This is a genomic window from Maricaulis sp. ABE4_448, from assembly GCF_056160825.1.
Genome location: NZ_JBSWXX010000001.1, coordinates 15,467 through 34,538 on the forward strand (window position 1 = coordinate 15,467; position 19,072 = coordinate 34,538).

Sequence of the window (19,072 nt, forward strand, 5' to 3'; positions counted from 1 at the left end):
GCAGGGCGCGCCCCGCAAGCGACTACGCCCGAGGCGCGAATACCGGCCCGATCAGCGGCCGATATAGGCGGTATAGCGTGCCGTACGCTCTCCGAAACCGTGCAGGCGATACCCGACCGGTGCCTCGCCACCGGCGCACTGGTCCGAGGTCATGCGCGCAATGCCGTCATCAGGAAGCGGCAGGCAGAACTGCCCCTCCTGGCGTTCATGAAAGACACCGATTTCAGCGACCATCAGCGTGTCGGTTTGCGGAAAGCCGCGATAGACATCCGCGCATCCTTCCGCCGGCAGGGTGTGCAGGCCGTCCAGTGCGAAATTCCCGTCCGGCATCGCCTCCAGAACCGCAATCTCGATATCGCGGCTGACAAGATTGCATACTTCCAGCGTCCTGACCGGCCGCGCCAGACCCTGTGCACCCACCGGCGCGCCGGGACACAGGGCCGCATCGTCAACGGCCAGCCCGTCACAGGCGATCCGCCATTGCACGCGCCCGACATTGCGGCCACCGGGGCCGCGCTGGCCGGTTATCTCGATCGGGGTCGAGCGGAAGGCGCGCGGCACGCGTCCGGCCCTACAGGGCTCTGCCGTCGCGAGCGATGTAGATGACGATGCAGGAACGCACCACACGGCATCGCCTTCGCCGTGCGGCCAGAACCACTCGCCCGACATGACATGCAGATCCACGCTGTCGCCCATCACACCGTTGAGACCGCCGTCCAGGCATTCGCCCGGATCGATCAGAAACCAGGTCTGCAGCGTCCGGTCCGGCGAAGGTCCGGTCCGGTAGGCCGCGGCCGTGGCCACGCGAAAACCGGTCTCGTTGCACACCTCGACCATCACGGTGCGCTGGGCGAGGGCGGGCGTGGACACAGCGCTCAGGACGAGTACGACAAGACAGGACAGGACGCGTTTCATGGAAGGCTCCGCTGACTGCACGCGAAGGTGGCAAGCCTGCCGCGCCACGTCAATCACTCACCCGGCCGGACCGGCCAGAAACATGTCATGCATCAACCGGCCGGGCAGAAACGTGAACAGGCCGGGAATGATCAGCGCACCGAAATAAAGGCTCATCACGATGGTCCTGTGCCGGCGCCATTGGCGCGTCTGGATCGAGCGCGCCAGCCCGACCAGGCCGAACAGGGTGAGCGGGATAAAGAGGTGAATGGGCGAGAACCCGCCCTCATTGACCTTGTGAATGAAAAGAGCCGATAGCGCGGTGACCGCCATCAACCCGGCCCAGACCATTCCCAGCGTCCGGTGCGGTAGCGTGCCCTTGGGGCCGGCCAGCTGCACCGCCCCGAGCACAAGCGCACCGGTGGCGCAAATCGCATGCAGCTGGATCACCGCCGGTGCGGCGGCAAAGGCTCCGATATCCATCATCGCCTCCTAGAGCGAACGCCAGCAGCCGTGGAAGCCGTACGGATTGGCATAGGGCAGACGCCAGCTGCCCACCGGCCCGTCATCGACACGCCGGGCATCGAAGACATGCAGCTCGCTCGCCCGGGCCCGCTTGTTCAGCGCGGTATGGACCAGCCAGCCCTCACCTTCCTGTGCCCGATCGCTCGCCGGAATGAAGAGCGGCTCCTCGACGACGATGTCACTGCCGAAATCGAAGCGGCGGGTCTCGCCGGACGCCAGGTCGCGGCGCACCAGTTGCGAGGCCCCCTGCAGCTGATTGTCCGACCAGCCGACATGCCAGGTGAAACGGCGCTCAAGACCGGTAAAACGCGGATCGATCTGCGGGAACTCGGCAAAGCTGTCGGCGAATTCGGCCTGCTCGAACCGGCCGCCGGGCCGCAGCGTCACCAACCGCATCCGGCTGGTGCTGTCGGTTTCCGGGCGAACATGGCCGCGCATGGCATCGCGGGCACCCTCGGTGGCAAAGCGGGCATTATCGGACAGGGCCGCGTCGACACGGATCGTGCCATCGGCCTCTTCCCAGGCACCACCGATGTGGAACAGGAAGCCCGGCGGCAGATCCCATACGCGGCGCTGCGACCAATTGGCCTTGTCGATGGCCACAACGCGCATCGCCCGGCTGTCATCCCAGACGAAACTGTCCAGATAGGGCAGCCGCGCCCGGTCCCATATCAGATTGCCCACCAGGAAGACCAGCGAACGGTCGGTGACGGCGAAGTCGTGGATCATGCCGCCCGGCACATCGCCGACCATGTCGGCGCGGCGCAATTGCCCGTCGGCACCGATATGCCAGAGCACCAGCGCGTCCTGCATCGGCGCCTGGCCGAAATTCCAGACCGTCCCGTCCGGATCGACCTTCGGATGGGCCGAGAATGGCAGCCCCGACAGGCCCTCGCCCCAGATTTTGGCACCGCGGGATTCCAACGTGTCCGGATCCAGCTCCCAGGCCGAACCGCCTTCCCACAACGCCATCAGCGCCCCGTCGATCATCATTACCGACGTGTTCGCCGCATTCATGTCGTCCGGACCGCGCATGCCCTGGCTGTTCGGCGGTACCGACCCGAAAGTCGGCATCAGGAAGCGGCCGGCATCCTCTTCGGCCAGCCATTTGCGTGTTTCCACGAAGCGGGCCTGGTGGGTCACCGGTTCGCCCGGTGTCAGCCGCCAGGCATGGACCATGCCGTCACCGTCGAACCAGTGGCGATAGCGCCAGTCATTGCGGGTGAAGCGCGCCGGGCCGTTGCGGTGCAACACGCCGGACAGGCCGGAGGGAAGCCGGCCCTGCAGACGCTCGGCGACCGCTTCACGGCCTTCGGACGGAGCGTCGGCCATGCCCAGCGTCCACGGGTCGCGGGCCCGGCTCGCCTCGAAGGCGGCCAGCACCGGGTCCGTCGACAGGAGACCGAAAGCCGGCCCCGGCAGGCCTGCTGCGCCACCCGCGGCGGCCAGCATGGACAGCATTTCCCTGCGGCTTGTCTGCATTGTGGCCTCCCTAGCGCAGATCCAGAGCGTGAGCGTTGCTGCCCGGCTCGATGGTGAAGACGGCATCATCCCAGCTGGCCGGACCGAACCGGCCGCGGGCATTGTTGGAGAAGCCGAAGGGTTCGGTCGGGATGCCCATCAGATTGGTATCCAGGTCACCGTCACCGTCTACATCGTGGTAGAGCTTGATGCCGTAGGTTCCGGCCGGCACATCGTCAAAAGTGAAGGTCACACTGTCGCCCTCGACCGGAACGAACCGGCCTGCGGCCGACCGGCCGGCGTCCCAGTCCTCACCGGAGGCATAGAGCCCGACAACAAGCTGACCGCCGGCCTGCTGGATGCCGGTTACGGAAACCGTCAGTTCGGCCTCGCCATCCTGGGCTGCCAGAAATGCCGTCGCGGCGGCCAATGCGAGCATCGAGATCGTGATCATGTCTGTCTCCCTGTTGGTCCGGCTCCATGCCGGTGTCGCAAACAGGGATGGCGCGCCGCCCGACGCCGCGAAACACGGAGTGCGCAAACAGGCTGCCGGGCTGCGCGAATTGCGCTAGGTGTTCATTCGCGCTTCGTGAATGACCGGCATGATTTCAACCGAACAGATCCGCAAGACCCTGCCGACCATCGGCGCCATCCTCGCCGTCGGTACGCTGATGTCGATCCTGGGCCCGTATGACAGCCACAATCTCGGCGTCCCGGGGGTCTGGCTTTACTGGACCGGCCTGATGGCGGTTGGCTGGATCAGCGGACGGGTTTTCACCGCCTGGCTTGAACGGGTTTACCCAGATCTGAAACCGCTTCTGCTGAGTCTGGTTCTCGCCACGCTCGTCGCCATCCCGGTCAGCGCCGCCGTCATCATCCTGCAGGCAGTTATGGGCCCGGCCTTCCGCGTCATCCAGCTTCCGGTGGTCTATTTCATGGTCTGGGTGGTCTCGGTGGCCGTCACCCTGGTCTCGGTCCATCTGGACCGCGCGCGCGAAGGCCAGGGCGAAAGTGCGGACACGGGCACCGCCACACCCGGGCCGGCCCTCACCGAGAAACTGCCGCCGCATCTGCGCCGGTCGCGCCTTCTGGCGCTTCAGGCCGAGGATCATTATCTGCGTGTGCACACAGAGGCGGGCGACGGTCTGATCCTGATGCGGCTGGGCGATGCCATTGCCGCCGTCGACACACTGGACGGCGCCCGTACACACCGCTCCTGGTGGGTGGCTCGGGACGCGGTCGAACGCGTCAGCCGCGGCGACGGCCGGGCGACACTGACACTGGCCAATGGCGTCGATGCCCCGGTCAGCCGCACCTATTCCCCGAAACTGCGCGAGGCCGGCTGGTACTGATCCGCTCAGTGCACCAGGAGAATGGCAAAGCCCGTGCCCTTCAGAAGCGCCGTCGTTTCATCGCGCCCCAGCGCATACTGCCAGCCCGGCGCCCCGAAACCGCCCATGACCAGGAAATCGATACTTGCGGCGCTGGCGGCCTCGATCAGCGTGCGCGCCGTCGAGCGATGATCCAGCGCCAGCGTTTCGGTTGAAGCGGTGACACCGTGCCGGTCGAGATAATTGGCCAGACGCGACAGCTGGGCTGCGTCCTCGTGATCGGTGCCGGCATGAACCGCCTTCACCGAAGCGGCGATTTCGAGCAGGGGCAACGAGCCCGTCACCGCGCGCGACGCTTCCAGCGATCCGTCCCAGGCGATCATCGCCTTGTCCAGCGGCGCGTCCGGCGCCCGGCCGGCAGGCAGCAACAACAGCGGACGGCCGCTCTCACAGGCCGCAATCTTGATCGCGCTCAGTTGATGGCGCGCGCTGTCGCCCTCCGGCAGCGCCATGACCACAAGATCGCTGAGCCGGCCTTCCTGTGCCAACGCGGCTTCAGGCAGGCCGACAAACTCGGCAAGACGCCCCGACCTGTTGGCCGGCGCATCGTCGGCAACCCGCTCGAACGCTTCATGCGCCCGAACGCTGGCTTCCGCCGCCGCATCGTCGAGCGCCTCCAGCACGGTCTCCATGCCGTAGGTGGAGAAGGTATCACCGAGGAAGTCGCCGCCGGACGCCGCATTGCGCCGCACGAACAGCGCATCCAGCCGCGCATCATGGCGGATAGCCAGAGCCAGCGCCTGACGCAGCAGCGGCTCATCCTGCTCGCTGCCTTCGATCACGGTGAGAATGCGCTTGATTTCCATGTCTTGCTCCGTCGTCAGGTCATGCGCGGGGACGCGCCCGCCAGTCGTCCGCGTCCTGGCCCCAGAGGTCGACTTCCATGCCCGGAAAGCCGGCCACCTCGACCCGCCGACCCAGATTGCGCGACCCCAGCCGTTCGGCCACGCGCTGGCTGGGCGTGTTGTCGCTGTCGATCAGGTGCACAACATCGCGCCAGCCCAGCGCGTCGAACACGAAGTCCATGCAGGCGGCACCGGCTTCGGACGCATAGCCACGCCCCCAGCTGTGCCGGTTCAGCGACCAGCCGATCTCCGGCTGCGGCCAGCCATGCGGATACCAGGGACCGACCCGGCCGAGCCAGGTTCCGGTCTCCTTCTCGATCACGCTGAAGAAGCCATAGCCGCGCAATTCCCAGTGCCCGACAATGCCGCACAGGGATCGCCAGACCTGCGCCGGATCCTGCACACCGCCGATAAAGCGGGTCACGGTCGCATCCCCCATCAGCTCGCACAGGGGTTCGAAATCCGACAGATCGGGCTGTCGCAGAATGAGACGGTCGGTTTCGAGAACGGTCTGCGTCATGGGCAAAATCGACGGGTTCGGGGCAATCCGGTCAACCGGAAATCCTTCAGATGAATACACGCATTCTTTATGACAGCCCAGAGCGCCACAATGTCACGGGGCGGGGCTAGGGTGCCACGTGAACGGGGCCGGAATGTCCAGGGAACTGGCGTGCCGTTTGCAGGTTATGTCCGGTGAGTAGTTTGTTCGAGTTTGGGGCTATGGACGGTAAGCGCAGTCCGGGCATTGTGACACTGCTGGTCTACCTGATTGCCGTGTCCAGCCTGGCCGGCGGCTTGTCGGGCTGGATCCATGCGACCGGCGCCTTCACCTGGCTGACCGGCCTGAACGCCCCGCACTGGACCCCCAGCTATACGCTTCTCAACCTGATCGGCCTCTTCATCCCCGCTTTTGTGGTCATCGCGCTATGGATCAATCAGCGGGCCGGCGCCGGGCTGTTGCACTGGCTCGCGAGCGGCCTGATTACCCTCTTCCTGATCGGCCTTCCGGCCCAGATCTGGCTGTTCTTCTCGACACGTGACGTTTCGCTGGGCTTTGTCGCGGCCTTGGGCATGTGGGTGTTCACCGTGTTTGCGGTCTGGGCAGCCGGACGCAGCTCCCGGCCCGCCGGCGTACTGATGTGGATACCCTTTGCCTGGCAGAACCTTCTTCTCATTCTCGGCTTCGAGCTGATGCGGTTGAACACCGGCGGGCCGCTGACCGCAGGCGCTCTGTAACCCTGAAGCGCAAAGCATGAAAAAGCCGCCGGCCAAACGACCGGCGGCTCTGTCATGTCAGTCTGTCGCGGACGCGATCAGCCCAGCGACGGCTCCAAGCCCTTGCAGGCCTCGACGAGACCCTTCACGGCGTCGACGGAGTTGTCGAACATCGCCTGCTCATCTTCATTGAGCGAAATCTCGACGATCTTCTCGACACCGCCGGCGCCGATCACGACCGGCACGCCAACATAGAGATCGTTCTGGCCGAACTGGCCGGTCAGGTGTGCGGCGCAGGGCAGGATGCGCTTCTTGTCGCGCAGATAGGAGACCGCCATGTCGATGGCGCTTTCCGCCGGCGCGTAGAAGGCCGAGCCCGTGCCCAGCAGCGCGACGATCTCGCCGCCGCCCTTTCGGGTGCGGTCGACGATGGCGTCCATCTTCTCCTGCGTCGACCAGCCCATCTCGATCATGTCCGGAACCGGGATGCCGGCGATCGTGGAATAGCGCAGCAGCGGCACCATCGTGTCGCCATGGCCGCCCATCACGAAGGCGGTGACGTCTTCGACGGACACGGCGAATTCGTCGGCCAGGAAGTGGCGGAAGCGGGCCGAGTCCAGAACGCCGGCCATGCCGACGACCTTGTTGTGCGGCAGGCCGGAGAATTCGCGCAGTGCCCAGACCATCGCGTCGAGCGGGTTGGTGATGCAGATCACGAAAGCATCCGGCGCGTGTTTGGCGATGCCCTCGCCGACCGCCTTCATGACTTTCAGATTGATGCCCAGAAGGTCATCGCGGCTCATGCCCGGCTTGCGCGGCACGCCGGCGGTAACGATGCAGACATCGGCGCCCGCGATCGCGGCATAATCGTCCGAACCGGCCAGCTTGCTGTCCTTGCCAAAGACGGGGCTCGCCTCGGCAATATCCAGCGCCTTGCCCTTGGCAACGCCTTCAGCAATGTCGAACAGGACGACATCGCCCAGTTCCTCGCGCGCAGCGATATGGGCGAGCGTGCCGCCGATCATGCCGGATCCGATCAGCGCAATCTTGTTTCGGGCCATGGGGAGAGCTCCTCTTTCGGGATGTTCCAGTGCTGGCCAGCGGTCTAGCGCTGCACGGCGCCTTGGGCAAGGCGGCGAAAACGTCACACCTGTCCGGCGGGCCTCATTCTTCGAGCGCGAATATCTCCTCGACCGTCACCTGCAGCGCGGCTGCGAGTTTCAGGGCGAGGATGGTGGAGGGCACGAAGACCCGGTTCTCCACCGTGTTGATCGTCTTGCGCGTCACCCCCACACGCTCGGCCAGTTGCGCCTGGGTGAGATTGTGCCGGGCGCGCAATTCGCGAAGACGGTTGGCGAGTTGCGGCCCGTTGGCCGGCGGCGTCATTCGGCGCCCCCCTCATCCCGGTCGAGCCAGAGAAAGGCCAGAAGCGGCGTCAGCACGCCGATCAGGATGAGGGTGCGCAGATAGATGGCGGGATCGATATCGAAAAACCCCTCCAGACCCAGCATCGCCGCCAGACTGCCCGCCAAGCACCAATAACCGATCAGGAAGGCACGGTCCTGACGGTGGCGCGCCAGCTCGTCATCCAGTTCCGCTTCGGCGCCGGCCTGGCGGACGCTGCGGTAGTACAGCATCAGTCCAGCCGTGGCCGCGACCCAGGCCAGGAAGCCAAGCACGGTGAGGATGACGGCCCCGGTCATTGCCGGTCCTGCCGGCACCAGATCGGTGAGCAGCCAGCCACCCTGCCAGACCAGGAAACCGCCGGCCGAGGCAATGATGATGATATCGCGCCGGCGCAGGAGCCGCTCGATGTCCGCATCCCGGCTCATTGGTCCGCGCCTTCAGCCACCAGGCGGCGGGCGGTTTCGCCGATCGTCTCCAGTGCCGCGGGGGCCACGGCATGGGGCGCCGTCTGGTATTCCTCCAGCCGGCCGGTCCGGCTGGCCTGGAAGAGGTGGTTCACGCCCGGCACGATGGCGATTTGCGCTCGGGGGTTGTCGGCCAGCGCGGCAGCCGCCACGGCCGATTGGGTCTCCGCGAGCACTTGCAGGTCGCGTTCGGCATACAGGGCCGCGACCGGTCCCTGATAGGCGTCTATCAGCGCCGGCGTGTCGATCTCCAGCAGGGCCGGGAACCAGGGCCGGCCCCAGGTCTGCGTGTTCGCCCGCACCATCGCCGCGGCCTGCCCCCGCGCCCGCATCGCCGCCTCGATGGCGGCCGGCAACGCGTCCACCGGCACGGTGCGTGCCAGCTCGATGATTTCCTCCTGCACGGCGCGTGTCTCGGCCACCGCCATATCGTCACCGCCGGCGGCCCGCACAATCGCCTCGCCCTGTTCGAACAGGACCTGCTCCAGGCCGCTGGTCATGCCGGCGAGGGTGAGGATGAAGTCCGGATCGCCGTCCGCGGCCGCCAGGAAGGCGGTCACGGCGCCCTCGGAATGACCGAGAAAGCCGACACGGTCCGCATCGATCCCGGGGCGTGCCCGCAGCGCCGCCAGCGCCGCCAGCGCATCGGCCGCATAGTCATGGGAGGTGGCGGCGGCGAAATCGCCCTGCGATCCGCCGACACCGCGATCGTCCAGCCGCAGGCTGGCAATGCCCTGGGCCGCCAGCGCGCTGGCGAGCGCCGCGAAAACCGGCCGGCCGGCAATGGTCTCGTCGCGGTCCTGGGGGCCGGTGCCCGTCAACATGATGAAAGCGGGAAACGGCCCGTCTCCGTCGGGCAGACGCAGCGAGCCGGCCAGGCGCAGACCATCCGACATCACCGTCATCTCCGTGTCCGTGCCGATCATCGCAGCCGGTTCGAAGGCCGGACCGAAGGCCGCGCCCCCGCGCTCTAGCACCAGAGGATGGGAGCCGCCCTGGGTAAAGACGCCCTCGAGGCGGTCCGCCCCGGCAAACCGGCCCTCATAGCGCGCACCGATGGACGGGAAGTCCGCCACCAGGCGAGGGGCCTGTAAGCTGATAGCGGCCGCAGGGATTTCCATACCGCCCTGGTCGACGCTGACGAGATGCCCGGTCAGTTCTTCACCGGTGTTTTCAACGTGAAGCTCGAGCCGCAATTGTGCGGCCCCCAGATCGAGCGTTCCGCGCCAGACACCGGCGGGGTCCGCAGGCGTCTCGCCGGCTGCCGGAGCGGTCGCGCCCAGCATGACGGCCAGCGTGGCGACGAGTTTTCCGAGATGTTTCGGCATGGCAGACTCCCGAGCGGTCAAGGCAGGTGTAACCTGCAGGTGATAAGACACCTACACGTTACACCGTGTACCGTCAAGGTTACATTTTACCGTCTGCCGTCAGCGCCTCATCGCCATGAGAAGACCGTCCCCCAGCGCCGTGAAGGCGTGATGGACCCGCGCATCGTCGCGCACTTTTCCCGCAAGCGCCTTCAGCGCGGCGGTATCCTCGTCCGACGCCACCTTCTGCGGATCGGCGACGGACCCGTTCCACAGCATGTTGTCGAAGAGGATCAGCCCGCCCGGCCGCAGCAGATCGAGCGACGCTTCGTAATAGGCGTCGTATCCGGTCTTGTCGGCATCGATGAAAACAAGATCCGCGCGCCCGGCGATCTCGCCTTTCAGAGCCTCCAGCGTCTCGCGCGCCTCGCCGATACGCAATTCGATGAGCGCTTCGACACCGGCTTCGCTGAAGTATTCCCGGGCCTGGTCGGTATACTCCGCCGACTTGTCGCAGCCGTAGAGCCGCGCTTGTGCACCGTGCATGTCACGCATCGCCAGCGCCGTGGCGAGTGCCGAATAGCCGGTGAAGACACCGACCTCCACGGCAATCCGGGCGCCGGTGAGCCGGGCGCACATCTGCATGAAGGCACCCTGTTCCGGCGAGATCTGCATGCGCGCGACATCGCCCATCGCCTCGGTTTCGCGGCGGCATCGCGCCAGGGCGGGGTGCTCGGGCGGATTGGCGGCCTGGACATAGGCGGCCAGGGTCTCATCAAGACCGATGGAACTCGACATGACTGTCCTCCTCAATGGTTCAGATCACGATGCGGCCGGCTCCTCACGCTCCGCAGCGAGATAGTCGTGGGTGCGCATTTCCATCAGGCGTGAGGCCGTACGCTCGAACTCGAACGCCCCGTCACCGTCGGGATAAAGATCGTCGGGCTCGGCATCGGCGCTCATCACCAGCTTGGTCCGCGCCTCGTAGAGCGCGTCGATCAGCGTCACGAAGCGCTTGGCCTCATTACGCTTGTCCGGAGAGAGTTTCGGAACGCGGTCGAGCAGCACAGTGTGAAACCGGCCTGCAATGGCAAGATAGTCGCCTGCGCCGAGCGGACGCGCGCACAATTCGGTGAAGGTGAAGCGGGCCACGCCGGCCACCTCGCGCTCGACCACCAGTTCGCGTCCCTGCACGTCCAGCGTACAGCGTTGCGGCGCCGCCCCGGAGGTCAGCCGTTCCCAGGCCAGATCCATGGCGTGATCGGCATCGGCGCCCAGCGGGCAGTAATAGACCGGCGCGGCCTCGAGCTGGCGCAGACGATGATCGACACCGCCATCCAGCTCCATCACATCGAGCCGGTCCTTCAACAGGTCGATGAAGGGCAGGAAGAGCTGGCGGTTGATACCGTCGCGATAGAGATCGTCGGGATGCCGGTTCGAGGTCGCCACGATCACCACGCCTTCGGCGAACAGGTGTTCGAACAACCGGCCAAGGATCATGGCATCGGCGATATCGGTGACGTGGAACTCGTCAAAGGCGAGAAGACGCGCCTCGCTCGCCAGGCTGCGCGCCACCGGCGGGATCGGATCGTCACCCGCGCCTTTCACATATTCCGGCTGACGGCGCCGGTCGGCTTTTGACAGGCTGCGCCAGCGATTGATGCGGGCATGAGCGCCCTGCATGAATTCGTGGAAGTGGGCCCGGCGCCGGGACGCCACCGGCGCGGTCTCGATGAAGAGATCCATCAGCATGGACTTGCCGCGGCCGACACCGCCCCAGAGATAGAGCCCTTTGGGGGCCGGCTTGGTCTTGCCGAACAGGGTTTTCGCCCCCGGCTTCCAGCCCTCGAGCCGGCCCGAGAGCGCACTCAGCGCCGCGGCTGCCCGTTCCTGGTCTGGGTCGGGGTTGAGGCTGCCCGCGTCCACGCGCTGGCGCCAGAGATCAAGCGGCGTCGTCATGGGCAAAGGCTTGGGTGCTGCGACCGCGAAGGTCAATGGGCAAGGCTCAGCCCGCCGGCCAGAGTTGCACCAGCGCCAGCACACCCAGCACCAGTGTCGCCCCAATCGCTGCCCACAGCCAGGCCGGCCGCTCAACCTCACGCATGAATCGTCTCCAGGGCCTGGCGCATCTTGTCGGGCAGGCTGACCGGGCGGCGGGTGTCGCGATCGACATAGACGTGGACGAAATGCCCCTGGGCCGCCGGCTCGTCCTCACCCTCCCGGAACAGGCCGATCTGGTAGGTCACCGAGGAATTGCCGATCCGCGCCACGCGCACACCCGCTTCCACCGTCTCCGGATAGGCCAGCGCCGCGAAATAGTTGCAGCCGGTCTCGACGACGAGGCCGATAACGCTGCCACCATGGATATCCAGGCCGGCTTCCTCGATCAGGAAACAGTTCACCGCTGTGTCGAAGAAGCCGTAATAGGCCGCATTATTGACGTGGCCGTAGATGTCATTGTCGGCCCAACGCGTCGGGATCGGCCGGGCGCGCGGATAGGCCTTGCGGGCGCGTTTCTCGGTCACAGCACGGCCTCATAGCAGGCACGGGCGGCATCGAGCGTCATCTCGCGCGGATTATTGACCAGCAGGCGCTGTACCTTCATCGCGTCCTCGGCCAGGCGCGGCAGATCATGGTGACTGACGCCGACCTGGCTCAGCCTTGTCTCGATCTTCACGGCGTCCGCGATGCGCTCCATCTCCTCCACAAGGGCCGCCGCGCCGGGGTTTTTCAGGCCGATATGCGCCGACATCTCGGCATAGAGCGGATCGGCGATATCGGCATTGTAGCGCAGCACCGGCGGCAACATCAGCGAGTTGGAGAGCCCATGCGGCACGTGGAATATCCCGCCCAGCGGATAGGCCAGCGCATGCACGGCGCCCACAGGCGCATTGGCAAAGGCCTGCCCGGCCAGCAGGGCACCCAGCAGCATGTCCTCGCGCGCCTGAGTGTCCTGGCCGTCCGCGCAGGCGCGCTCGATTGCGCCATGCAGCTTTTTCAGGCCCGCCAGGGCCAGGGCGTCGGAAATCGGATTCTTCTCGATCTTCGAGGTATAGGCCTCGATACAGTGGACCATGGCGTCGATACCGGTCGCGGCCGTCACGGCCCGCGGCAGGCCATAGGTCAGCGCGGCATCCAGCACGGCGAGATCGGCATAGAGCGCGGGATCATTGACACCCATCTTCGACGTCTCGCCCACCGTCACCACCGAGATCGGCGTGACTTCGGAGCCCGTGCCTGCGGTGGTCGGGATCAGGATCAGCGGCAGACGGCTGCCGCGCACTTTGTTGACGCCGTACATGTCGGCCAAGGGCTGGTCCGTGCCCAGCAGCAACGCGACCAGCTTGGCGGTATCCATGGACGACCCGCCGCCGAAACCGATCACCAGTTCCGCACCGAATTCGCGCGCCGCATTAACCGTGGCGAGAACCCGGTCTTCCGGCGGGTCGGCGACGACGCTGTCGTCTATCGCGACCGTGAGGTCTGCCTCTTCCAACCCGGCAACCGCCGCATCAAGCAGTCCAAGACTGCGCACGCCCTTGTCGGTAACCAGGAAAATCCGCTTTCGCGCACCGATCAGCGGTGCCGCGATACCGGCCAGACGGCCGGCCGAGCCCGGGCCCGAATGAATGTGCGGAACGGTGCGGAAATCGAAGGATGCCATGACTGGCAACTCCCTGTTACAGTTAACGGTATGCCGCGAAGGATCACATGGTCGAACCTCAGCACGCGCTTGGCAATACCGGATGGAAGCATTCGCGCGCAAGGTCCTGTTTTCGCGAACTCTTGATGATCACTTCGAAGAAGCGGTGTGGGCCTTTCCGCTCCAGCCGGCGCGGCTAATTTTGAAATACTGGAGAGGCGTGAACACGGTTCGTAGCCTCCAGACTTGAGAAAAATAACAAGTGTACGGGTGTAGTAGTATGACGATCAGGGTGAACCTGATTGAGAACGGGCGTTTTGCAGAAATCCTGTCAGACGGGTTTGTAACGCGGCGCGAGGCCGGCTGGGCAACGGAACGGGTGCGTGAAATGGTCGAGGCTGGCGAAGTCGCCGCCATCCTCGCCGACAGCAGCGATACCGAACGCCAGGTCTCTCCCCTTCTCTCCGGCGAATTGATCGAGAGCTTCCTGCTCGCAATCGGCACGAGCGTGCCTGTCGCCTACGTTTGTCCGACGCGCTGGACAGAGACCTATTTCGCGCGTGTGCGCGACCATGTCGGCGAGCTTCCGGACGCCGCCGGCTATTTCACAGGACGTGCAGAAGCGCTGGACTGGCTACGGGCACAAAGCAGCGCGGACGCCTGTTAAGGCGCCCGCGCAAGCCGGATCAGTTCATCGTCGGGATAACGAAAGCCTGGTCACCGATATCGCCGGTGGGCCAGCGCTGGGTCACCGTCTTGATCTTGGTGAAGAAGCGGATGCCATCCGTGCCGTACTGGTTGGTGTCGGTAAAGGCCGAGCGCTTCCAGCCGCCGAAGGAGTGATAGGCCACCGGCACCGGGATCGGCACATTGATGCCGACCATGCCGACCTGGACCTTCTTGGCAAACTCGCGCGCGGCCAGACCGTTGCGGGTGAAGATCGCCACGCCATTGCCGTACTGGTGCTCCGACGGCAGGTGCGCCGCCTCGTCCAGGCTGTCAGCACGCACGACCTGCAGCACCGGCCCGAAAATCTCTTCCTGGTAGGACGTCATGGACGGCTTCACATGGTCGAACAGGCTCGGCCCGATGAAAAAGCCGTTTTCGTGGCCCTGCAGCTCGAACCCGCGGCCATCGAGCAACAGCTCGGCGCCTTCGTCGACACCTGTCTGGATCCATTTCTCGATCGAGGCGCGGTGGGCCGAGGAGACGACCGGACCGTAATGCGCGTCCGCATCCGTCGACACGCCGACACGAAGCTTGGCGGCCTCTTCCCTGATGCGCGCGACAAACGCGTCGGCGGTATCCTTGCCAACCGGCACGGCAACCGGCAGCGCCATGCAGCGTTCGCCGGCCGAACCAAAAGCAGCACCGAGGAAGTCGTTGACGACCTGGTCCATGTCGGCGTCCGGCATAATGATGCCGTGGTTCTTGGCACCGCCCATCGCCTGGAAGCGCTTGCCCTGCTCGGCACAGGTGCGGGCGATGTAGTGGGCGATGTTCGACGAGCCGACGAAGGACACCGCCTTGATGTCGTCATTGTGCAGCAGCGCGTCGACCGCGCTCTTGTCGCCATGAACGACCTGCAGCACACCCTCGGGCAGGCCGGCCTCGATCATCAGCTCGGCCAGGCGCACCGGCACGGACGGGTCTTTCTCGGACGGTTTCAGGATCATGGCATTGCCGGTGGCCAGCGCCATGCCCATGAACCACATCGGGATCATGGCCGGGAAGTTGAACGGCGAAATGCCGGCGACCACGCCGAGCGGCTGGCGCATGGAATAGACGTCGATCCCCGTACCCGCGCTTTCGGTGTATTCGCCCTTCATCAGGTGCGGCACACCGCAGGCGAACTCGATCACTTCCAGGCCGCGGATCAGGTCGCCCTTGGCATCCGCGATCACCTTGCCATGCTCGGAAGAAAGGAGAAGGGCCAGCTCATCCATCTCCGCTTCGACCAGCGACTTGTAGGTCATCAGCACGCGGGCACGGCGCTGCGGATTCATCGCGGCCCACTCGATCTGGGCGGCCTTGGCGGTCTCGACAGCCTTGGCGACCTCGCCGGGTGTGGCAAACTGGACGCGTGCCTGCACCTCGCCCGTGTTCGGATTGAACACGTCGCCATACTGGCCGGACGACCCCTTGAAGGTCTTGCCGTCGATGAAGTGGTGAATTTCACGCGTCATGATCTCGCTCCCGATGGATGGATGCCGGGCGGTCTGCCGCCGTCCGTTCTGGCGCTGACTTAGTATGCGCAGGCGGACGTGTCGAGGCAGGCACGTGCCGATGGTGGCGTGAGAACAGGTTGGTTGCGTTTTGCGCCCGGGTTTCTAATCTGGTCCGCAATGCGCAAACCACGCGCAATCAATCTGAGGGGATAGACATAATGACAAATTCGAGCACCCGGTCCTGGCGGTCGCTGATGACTTCCACCGCCTCGGCCGTCGCACTCGCCGCTGCCTGTGCGGCCACTGCCATCGCTCCGGCCAGCGCGATTCCCTATCGCGACGATGTCGGCGACGAAGGGGCCCAGGACTTTGCGATCGGTTGGGACGGGGTGGTCCAGATCTATCTGTGGGATCAGACCTCGGGCTCGATCATTTTCAATTGCACAGGCTCTCTGGTCAACGCCCGGACCGTTCTGTCAGCCGCCCACTGCTTCAACGACTTCAGCTCCGAAGTTTACGGCTTCGGTGGCAGTTTCGTGCCGATCGTCGCCTACGGGCCCGACACGTTCGACGCCCTGCTCAACTGGATCGGAACCGACAACCAGTTCATCGACGATCTCAATGGCATGACGTTTGCCGTCGACACGATCGTGCATCCGGACGGCGCGGTTGACGGGCTCGGTTTCCCGGCATCGGACGTCGCAATGCTGGCCCTGCTGGATCCGCTCTACACCCTGCCGACCTATGGCATGCTGTTCAGCCCGATCCCGAACGAGGTTCTGGAAGACGGCGTTCTGGTCAACCAGATCGGCTATGGCACCTTCCACCCGGGCTCCACAGACGCGGGCGGCATCAATGGCAAGCGCCGTGCCGGGGAAAACATGCTCGGCCTGCTCGCCTCGCAGAGCGACTTCTTCCAGGCGCTCGCCCAGAATGAAGGCGCCGGCGATCCCTCCGCCGCGGGCAATCAACTCCTCTACTGGACCGATTTCGACCTGCCCGGACGGACAGGCGAGTGTACGCGCGGCCCGGACCCGGTTTTCGGCTTTGACGGCAGCATTACCTGCTCAGACTGGGACGGGTTCTCCGGCGTGCTCATGGACGACGACACCGTGATCCTGCCCGGCCCGAGCATCGACTATTTCCCGGGTGACGCACTCGACAATGAAGCGGCAACTGCCGGGGGCGATTCCGGCGGCCCGCTGATGGCGATGAACATCTATGGCAACCCGCTGATCCTCGGTGTGCTGTCGGGCGGCTTCCTGCCCGGCTTCTTCAGCGCTGCGGGCCAGACCTATGGCGATGTGAGCTACTACAACCCGCTGTTCTCGGTGCACGACTTCATTTCCCAGAACAATCCCTACAAGTATGTCTCTGCCGTCGAGGGCAATGGTGTGTGGAGCGATGCTTCACGCTGGGTCCAGACGCTCGATCCGAACTATTTCATCTATCGCGATGGCGAGATCGTGAACGGCCTTCCGGGCACGCCGGAAGAGGGCGTCGACGGCACCCGGCCGATCTGGGGCACTGTCTTCGACACGGATGTCACCACGCATGATGGCGGCGATGACGCAGCCAGCGGGACTTCCGGCGCCCAATCGCTGATCGCTGACATGACCGCCAGCGGGCATGTCGCGGACGCTTCGGGGCAACTGGGCCGCCGGACAGCTGGCGCGGTGGTTGCGAATGGCGACAGCGCGCCGCTCGGAGCACCGACCGGCCCGGGCTCGACCGGTTTCGTGCCTGACAATTTCTACGGCCTCATCGGGACCGAGTTCGAGAACCCGGCCCAGTTCTTCGAGGTCACTCTGGATGCGGCGGGCACGACGACACTCGACATGAATGTCGAGATCGACAAGCTGACCATTCGCGGCAGCGGTGCGTCGCTGGACATCGCCGACGGCTACCGGATGTTCTCGCTGATTAACACCGAGGTCTTCGCCGGCGGACTGAATGTCGACGGCGATCTCCTGTCACGCGAACTCGTCCTGTGGGGCGGGCAGCTGACCGGGTCCGGCCTCATCACCCTGTTCGAGCCGAATTTGCTGCAGGGCAATCTCACCTTCCAGAGCGGGACGGTGTTCAATATCGCCGGGACGGTCAATCCGGGCGCAGTCGGCGACACCGGAACGCTCAGCATTGACGGTGACTATGTGCAGTCCTCGGCCGGCCTGCTCGTAATCGAGTACGACGCCAACAATACCGACCTGCTGCGCGTTAACGGCAATGCCTCGCTGGCCGGCGGCCTCGGCTTTGCACCTTTGGGCGGAGCCTTGCCCCGCTACGGCGATGGCGGCACCTTCCTGTCGGTGGCCGGCACCACGATCGGCGCATTCCAGGCCATCGACCTGCCGGGTGTCCTGCGTCCCGTTGTGACCTATTCCAACGGCCAGGCCAGCTTTACGCTGCAGGCGGATGACTACTTCACCCAGACCAATTTCACCAACCACTTCCAGGCCAATCTGGCCGGCGCACTCGATGGTGCCCGCGACACCGACTACGATGCGCTGGCTGATCTTTACGGCCCGCTCGATCTTCTCAGCGGCAGCGCGCTGAGCAGCTCATTCGACTCGCTGGCACCCTATGAGGCGGTCATGTTCGACCGCACCGCCCGCACGCATGTCGGCGCGCTGAATTCGGCGCTGATGGGTCAGCTGGGCGGCCATTTCGGCGGCACGGCCGGCGAGCTGAACACAGCGCTCAACGCAGCAGAACGGCAAGTCAACGGATTTGCCGACACACAGTCGCTCGGCGGCGCCAAGTCGCTCTTCCGGCGTGTTCTGGGCGCCGGTGAAGGCGGCTCGGAACGGGAAAACGGCGTCCGTTTCTTCGGTGATATCGGCTTGCTGCACGGCACCGCCGAGCTGATCTACGGCACCGGCGAAACCGACCTCAATGGCCATTTCACCTTGCTCGGTATGGAAGCCACACTCGGCTCCGGCTGGTCAGCCGGCCTTGCCGTGGGCCTGGCAAACAGTGAGTCGGACGCGCCGGATACGCTCGGACGGGTCCGGGCGGATTCCGAGACGGCACAAATCTCCGCCTTCGCCAGCTATCGCGGCGACCGGATCTCTGTCACGGGCTTCCTGAACACCGCCGAGATCGAGAACGAAGCCATCCGTACCGTCAGTCTTGGTGGGCTGGGTACCGGTTCGACAGCGCGGCACGACGCGACCAGCACCGGTGGCGGCATCACCTTCGAGTATGACCTGTCCGGCGCGGATGCCGACACGCGGTTCATCCCGACCGCCAGCCTGGAGTACGCGTCCTTCGATTTCGACGCCTTCACCACCCAGGCTGGAGCCGCCAGCCTCAATGTCGCGGCACGCGATGCCGACAGCCTCATTGCCCGGCTGGGCACGGCAGTCGTTCTGAGCGCTTCCAACTGGCGGCCGATCGCCTATCTCGGCGTGGCCCAGGAACTGGGCGATGGCAGCGAGTACTACAGCGCAGCTTTCACAGCGGCGCCCTCAGTCAACTTCGGAACCGCCGGTGATATCTCGCTCGACACGTTCTGGATTGAGGCGAGCTTCGGTGTCGAGCACGAGTTCAACAATGGTTCGACACTCTCGATCGCCTATCAAACGGAGCTGAATCGCGACTATCTGGATGTTCAGGGAGCGACGCTCTCCTACTCCATGCCGTTCTGATCCACTCCCGATCGTCAGAAGAGCCCCGGCCCCGCAAGGGCCGGGGCTTTTTTGTGCGGCACGTCCGGGCTGTGCGACGGATTTTTTCGTCGGCTGCGTTGG

Annotated in this window: 19 protein-coding genes; 4 read left to right on the forward strand and 15 right to left on the reverse strand. The window is 65.2% G+C overall.

Going from position 1 to position 19,072, the window contains the following annotated elements; all coding sequences use genetic code 11:
* Positions 1 to 51: 51 nt before the first annotated feature.
* Genes ACXAJV_RS00075 through ACXAJV_RS00090 form a run of 4 tightly spaced genes read right to left on the reverse strand, consistent with a single transcriptional unit; the run spans position 52 to position 3,334 of the window.
* On the reverse strand, positions 52 to 915 hold the full coding sequence (locus tag ACXAJV_RS00075; RefSeq protein WP_475080506.1) for a hypothetical protein: 864 nt from the start codon (positions 913 to 915) through the stop codon (positions 52 to 54).
* 57 nt (positions 916 to 972) lie between these two features.
* The gene (locus tag ACXAJV_RS00080) at positions 973 to 1,380 is read right to left on the reverse strand and encodes a DUF2306 domain-containing protein (RefSeq protein WP_475080508.1); all 408 of its coding nucleotides are present in this window, start codon (positions 1,378 to 1,380) and stop codon (positions 973 to 975) included.
* A 6-nt stretch (positions 1,381 to 1,386) separates the two neighbouring features.
* Positions 1,387 to 2,901, reverse strand: coding sequence for a carotenoid oxygenase family protein (locus ACXAJV_RS00085; RefSeq protein ID WP_475080510.1), 1,515 nt, complete (start codon positions 2,899 to 2,901; stop codon positions 1,387 to 1,389).
* A gap of 10 nt (positions 2,902 to 2,911) precedes the next feature.
* A complete protein-coding gene (locus tag ACXAJV_RS00090; RefSeq protein ID WP_475080512.1) occupies positions 2,912 to 3,334 on the reverse strand; it encodes a DUF2141 domain-containing protein in 423 nt (140 codons plus the stop codon).
* Between the two features lie 148 nt (positions 3,335 to 3,482).
* On the opposite strand from ACXAJV_RS00090, the gene ACXAJV_RS00095 reads away from it, so the two are divergent.
* Positions 3,483 to 4,232: a LytTR family DNA-binding domain-containing protein gene (locus ACXAJV_RS00095; protein WP_475080514.1), complete on the forward strand. Its 750-nt coding sequence runs from the start codon at positions 3,483 to 3,485 to the stop codon at positions 4,230 to 4,232.
* 5 nt (positions 4,233 to 4,237) lie between these two features.
* On the opposite strand, the gene ACXAJV_RS00100 is transcribed toward ACXAJV_RS00095, so the two are convergent.
* Together ACXAJV_RS00100 and ACXAJV_RS00105 are read right to left on the reverse strand one after the other, a co-directional pair.
* The gene (locus tag ACXAJV_RS00100; protein WP_475080517.1) at positions 4,238 to 5,077 is read right to left on the reverse strand and encodes a universal stress protein; all 840 of its coding nucleotides are present in this window, start codon (positions 5,075 to 5,077) and stop codon (positions 4,238 to 4,240) included.
* Between the two features lie 19 nt (positions 5,078 to 5,096).
* Positions 5,097 to 5,636, reverse strand: a complete 540-nt coding sequence (locus ACXAJV_RS00105; RefSeq protein ID WP_475080519.1) for a GNAT family N-acetyltransferase — start codon at positions 5,634 to 5,636, stop codon at positions 5,097 to 5,099.
* 200 nt (positions 5,637 to 5,836) lie between these two features.
* Here ACXAJV_RS00105 and ACXAJV_RS00110 point away from each other — a divergent pair, with 200 nt between their 5' ends.
* Positions 5,837 to 6,352, forward strand: coding sequence for a TspO/MBR family protein (locus ACXAJV_RS00110; RefSeq protein WP_475080522.1), 516 nt, complete (start codon positions 5,837 to 5,839; stop codon positions 6,350 to 6,352).
* A gap of 77 nt (positions 6,353 to 6,429) precedes the next feature.
* On the opposite strand, the gene mdh is transcribed toward ACXAJV_RS00110, so the two are convergent.
* From mdh to ACXAJV_RS00150, 8 genes are all read right to left on the reverse strand, one after another.
* Positions 6,430 to 7,392 carry a malate dehydrogenase gene (gene mdh / locus ACXAJV_RS00115; RefSeq protein WP_475080524.1) on the reverse strand — a complete coding sequence of 321 codons (963 nt, stop codon included), beginning with the start codon at positions 7,390 to 7,392 and terminating at the stop codon, positions 6,430 to 6,432.
* 103 nt (positions 7,393 to 7,495) lie between these two features.
* Complete coding sequence (locus ACXAJV_RS00120) at positions 7,496 to 7,717, reverse strand: helix-turn-helix transcriptional regulator (RefSeq protein WP_475080526.1); 222 nt, start codon at positions 7,715 to 7,717, stop codon at positions 7,496 to 7,498.
* Complete coding sequence (locus ACXAJV_RS00125; RefSeq protein WP_475080529.1) at positions 7,714 to 8,163, reverse strand: hypothetical protein; 450 nt, start codon at positions 8,161 to 8,163, stop codon at positions 7,714 to 7,716. The genes ACXAJV_RS00120 and ACXAJV_RS00125 overlap by 4 nt, the downstream gene beginning before the upstream one ends.
* Positions 8,160 to 9,530: an alpha/beta fold hydrolase gene (locus ACXAJV_RS00130; RefSeq protein WP_475080531.1), complete on the reverse strand. Its 1,371-nt coding sequence runs from the start codon at positions 9,528 to 9,530 to the stop codon at positions 8,160 to 8,162. The genes ACXAJV_RS00125 and ACXAJV_RS00130 overlap by 4 nt, the downstream gene beginning before the upstream one ends.
* 99 nt (positions 9,531 to 9,629) lie before the next feature.
* Positions 9,630 to 10,307 carry an O-methyltransferase gene (locus ACXAJV_RS00135; protein ID WP_475080533.1) on the reverse strand — a complete coding sequence of 226 codons (678 nt, stop codon included), beginning with the start codon at positions 10,305 to 10,307 and terminating at the stop codon, positions 9,630 to 9,632.
* A gap of 24 nt (positions 10,308 to 10,331) precedes the next feature.
* Complete coding sequence (gene zapE, locus ACXAJV_RS00140) at positions 10,332 to 11,468, reverse strand: cell division protein ZapE (RefSeq protein WP_475080536.1); 1,137 nt, start codon at positions 11,466 to 11,468, stop codon at positions 10,332 to 10,334.
* A gap of 137 nt (positions 11,469 to 11,605) precedes the next feature.
* Positions 11,606 to 12,034, reverse strand: coding sequence for an acyl-CoA thioesterase (locus ACXAJV_RS00145; protein ID WP_475080538.1), 429 nt, complete (start codon positions 12,032 to 12,034; stop codon positions 11,606 to 11,608).
* Positions 12,031 to 13,173 (reverse strand): iron-containing alcohol dehydrogenase, encoded by a 1,143-nt coding sequence (locus ACXAJV_RS00150; protein WP_475080540.1) that lies wholly within the window; start codon positions 13,171 to 13,173, stop codon positions 12,031 to 12,033. The genes ACXAJV_RS00145 and ACXAJV_RS00150 overlap by 4 nt, the downstream gene beginning before the upstream one ends.
* Positions 13,174 to 13,432: 259 nt before the next feature.
* On the opposite strand from ACXAJV_RS00150, the gene ACXAJV_RS00155 reads away from it, so the two are divergent.
* Positions 13,433 to 13,819, forward strand: coding sequence for a hypothetical protein (locus tag ACXAJV_RS00155; protein WP_475080543.1), 387 nt, complete (start codon positions 13,433 to 13,435; stop codon positions 13,817 to 13,819).
* Positions 13,820 to 13,838: 19 nt separating this feature from the next.
* On the opposite strand, the gene ACXAJV_RS00160 is transcribed toward ACXAJV_RS00155, so the two are convergent.
* A complete protein-coding gene (locus tag ACXAJV_RS00160; RefSeq protein ID WP_475080546.1) occupies positions 13,839 to 15,338 on the reverse strand; it encodes a CoA-acylating methylmalonate-semialdehyde dehydrogenase in 1,500 nt (499 codons plus the stop codon).
* A 200-nt stretch (positions 15,339 to 15,538) separates the two neighbouring features.
* Between ACXAJV_RS00160 and ACXAJV_RS00165 the strand changes: the two genes are divergently transcribed.
* Entirely contained in the window at positions 15,539 to 18,970 is a 3,432-nt protein-coding gene (locus tag ACXAJV_RS00165) for an autotransporter family protein (RefSeq protein ID WP_475080549.1), read from the forward strand.
* Positions 18,971 to 19,072: the final 102 nt, after the last annotated feature.

What these genes read in the sequence shown, in the direction of transcription:
- ACXAJV_RS00130 (WP_475080531.1), bottom strand. Translation starts at nt 9,530, where the DNA reads ATGCCGAAACATCTCGGAAAACTCGTCGCCACGCTGGCCGTCATGCTG.
- ACXAJV_RS00095 (WP_475080514.1), top strand. Translation starts at nt 3,483, where the DNA reads ATGATTTCAACCGAACAGATCCGCAAGACCCTGCCGACCATCGGCGCC.
- ACXAJV_RS00160 (WP_475080546.1), bottom strand. Translation starts at nt 15,338, where the DNA reads ATGACGCGTGAAATTCACCACTTCATCGACGGCAAGACCTTCAAGGGG.
- ACXAJV_RS00090 (WP_475080512.1), bottom strand. Translation starts at nt 3,334, where the DNA reads ATGATCACGATCTCGATGCTCGCATTGGCCGCCGCGACGGCATTTCTG.
- ACXAJV_RS00155 (WP_475080543.1), top strand. Translation starts at nt 13,433, where the DNA reads ATGACGATCAGGGTGAACCTGATTGAGAACGGGCGTTTTGCAGAAATC.
- ACXAJV_RS00075 (WP_475080506.1), bottom strand. Translation starts at nt 915, where the DNA reads ATGAAACGCGTCCTGTCCTGTCTTGTCGTACTCGTCCTGAGCGCTGTG.
- ACXAJV_RS00105 (WP_475080519.1), bottom strand. Translation starts at nt 5,636, where the DNA reads ATGACGCAGACCGTTCTCGAAACCGACCGTCTCATTCTGCGACAGCCC.
- ACXAJV_RS00125 (WP_475080529.1), bottom strand. Translation starts at nt 8,163, where the DNA reads ATGAGCCGGGATGCGGACATCGAGCGGCTCCTGCGCCGGCGCGATATC.
- ACXAJV_RS00080 (WP_475080508.1), bottom strand. Translation starts at nt 1,380, where the DNA reads ATGATGGATATCGGAGCCTTTGCCGCCGCACCGGCGGTGATCCAGCTG.
- ACXAJV_RS00165 (WP_475080549.1), top strand. Translation starts at nt 15,539, where the DNA reads ATGACAAATTCGAGCACCCGGTCCTGGCGGTCGCTGATGACTTCCACC.
- ACXAJV_RS00135 (WP_475080533.1), bottom strand. Translation starts at nt 10,307, where the DNA reads ATGTCGAGTTCCATCGGTCTTGATGAGACCCTGGCCGCCTATGTCCAG.
- ACXAJV_RS00150 (WP_475080540.1), bottom strand. Translation starts at nt 13,173, where the DNA reads ATGGCATCCTTCGATTTCCGCACCGTTCCGCACATTCATTCGGGCCCG.
- ACXAJV_RS00085 (WP_475080510.1), bottom strand. Translation starts at nt 2,901, where the DNA reads ATGCAGACAAGCCGCAGGGAAATGCTGTCCATGCTGGCCGCCGCGGGT.
- ACXAJV_RS00120 (WP_475080526.1), bottom strand. Translation starts at nt 7,717, where the DNA reads ATGACGCCGCCGGCCAACGGGCCGCAACTCGCCAACCGTCTTCGCGAA.
- mdh (WP_475080524.1), bottom strand. Translation starts at nt 7,392, where the DNA reads ATGGCCCGAAACAAGATTGCGCTGATCGGATCCGGCATGATCGGCGGC.
- ACXAJV_RS00110 (WP_475080522.1), top strand. Translation starts at nt 5,837, where the DNA reads ATGGACGGTAAGCGCAGTCCGGGCATTGTGACACTGCTGGTCTACCTG.
- ACXAJV_RS00100 (WP_475080517.1), bottom strand. Translation starts at nt 5,077, where the DNA reads ATGGAAATCAAGCGCATTCTCACCGTGATCGAAGGCAGCGAGCAGGAT.
- zapE (WP_475080536.1), bottom strand. Translation starts at nt 11,468, where the DNA reads ATGACGACGCCGCTTGATCTCTGGCGCCAGCGCGTGGACGCGGGCAGC.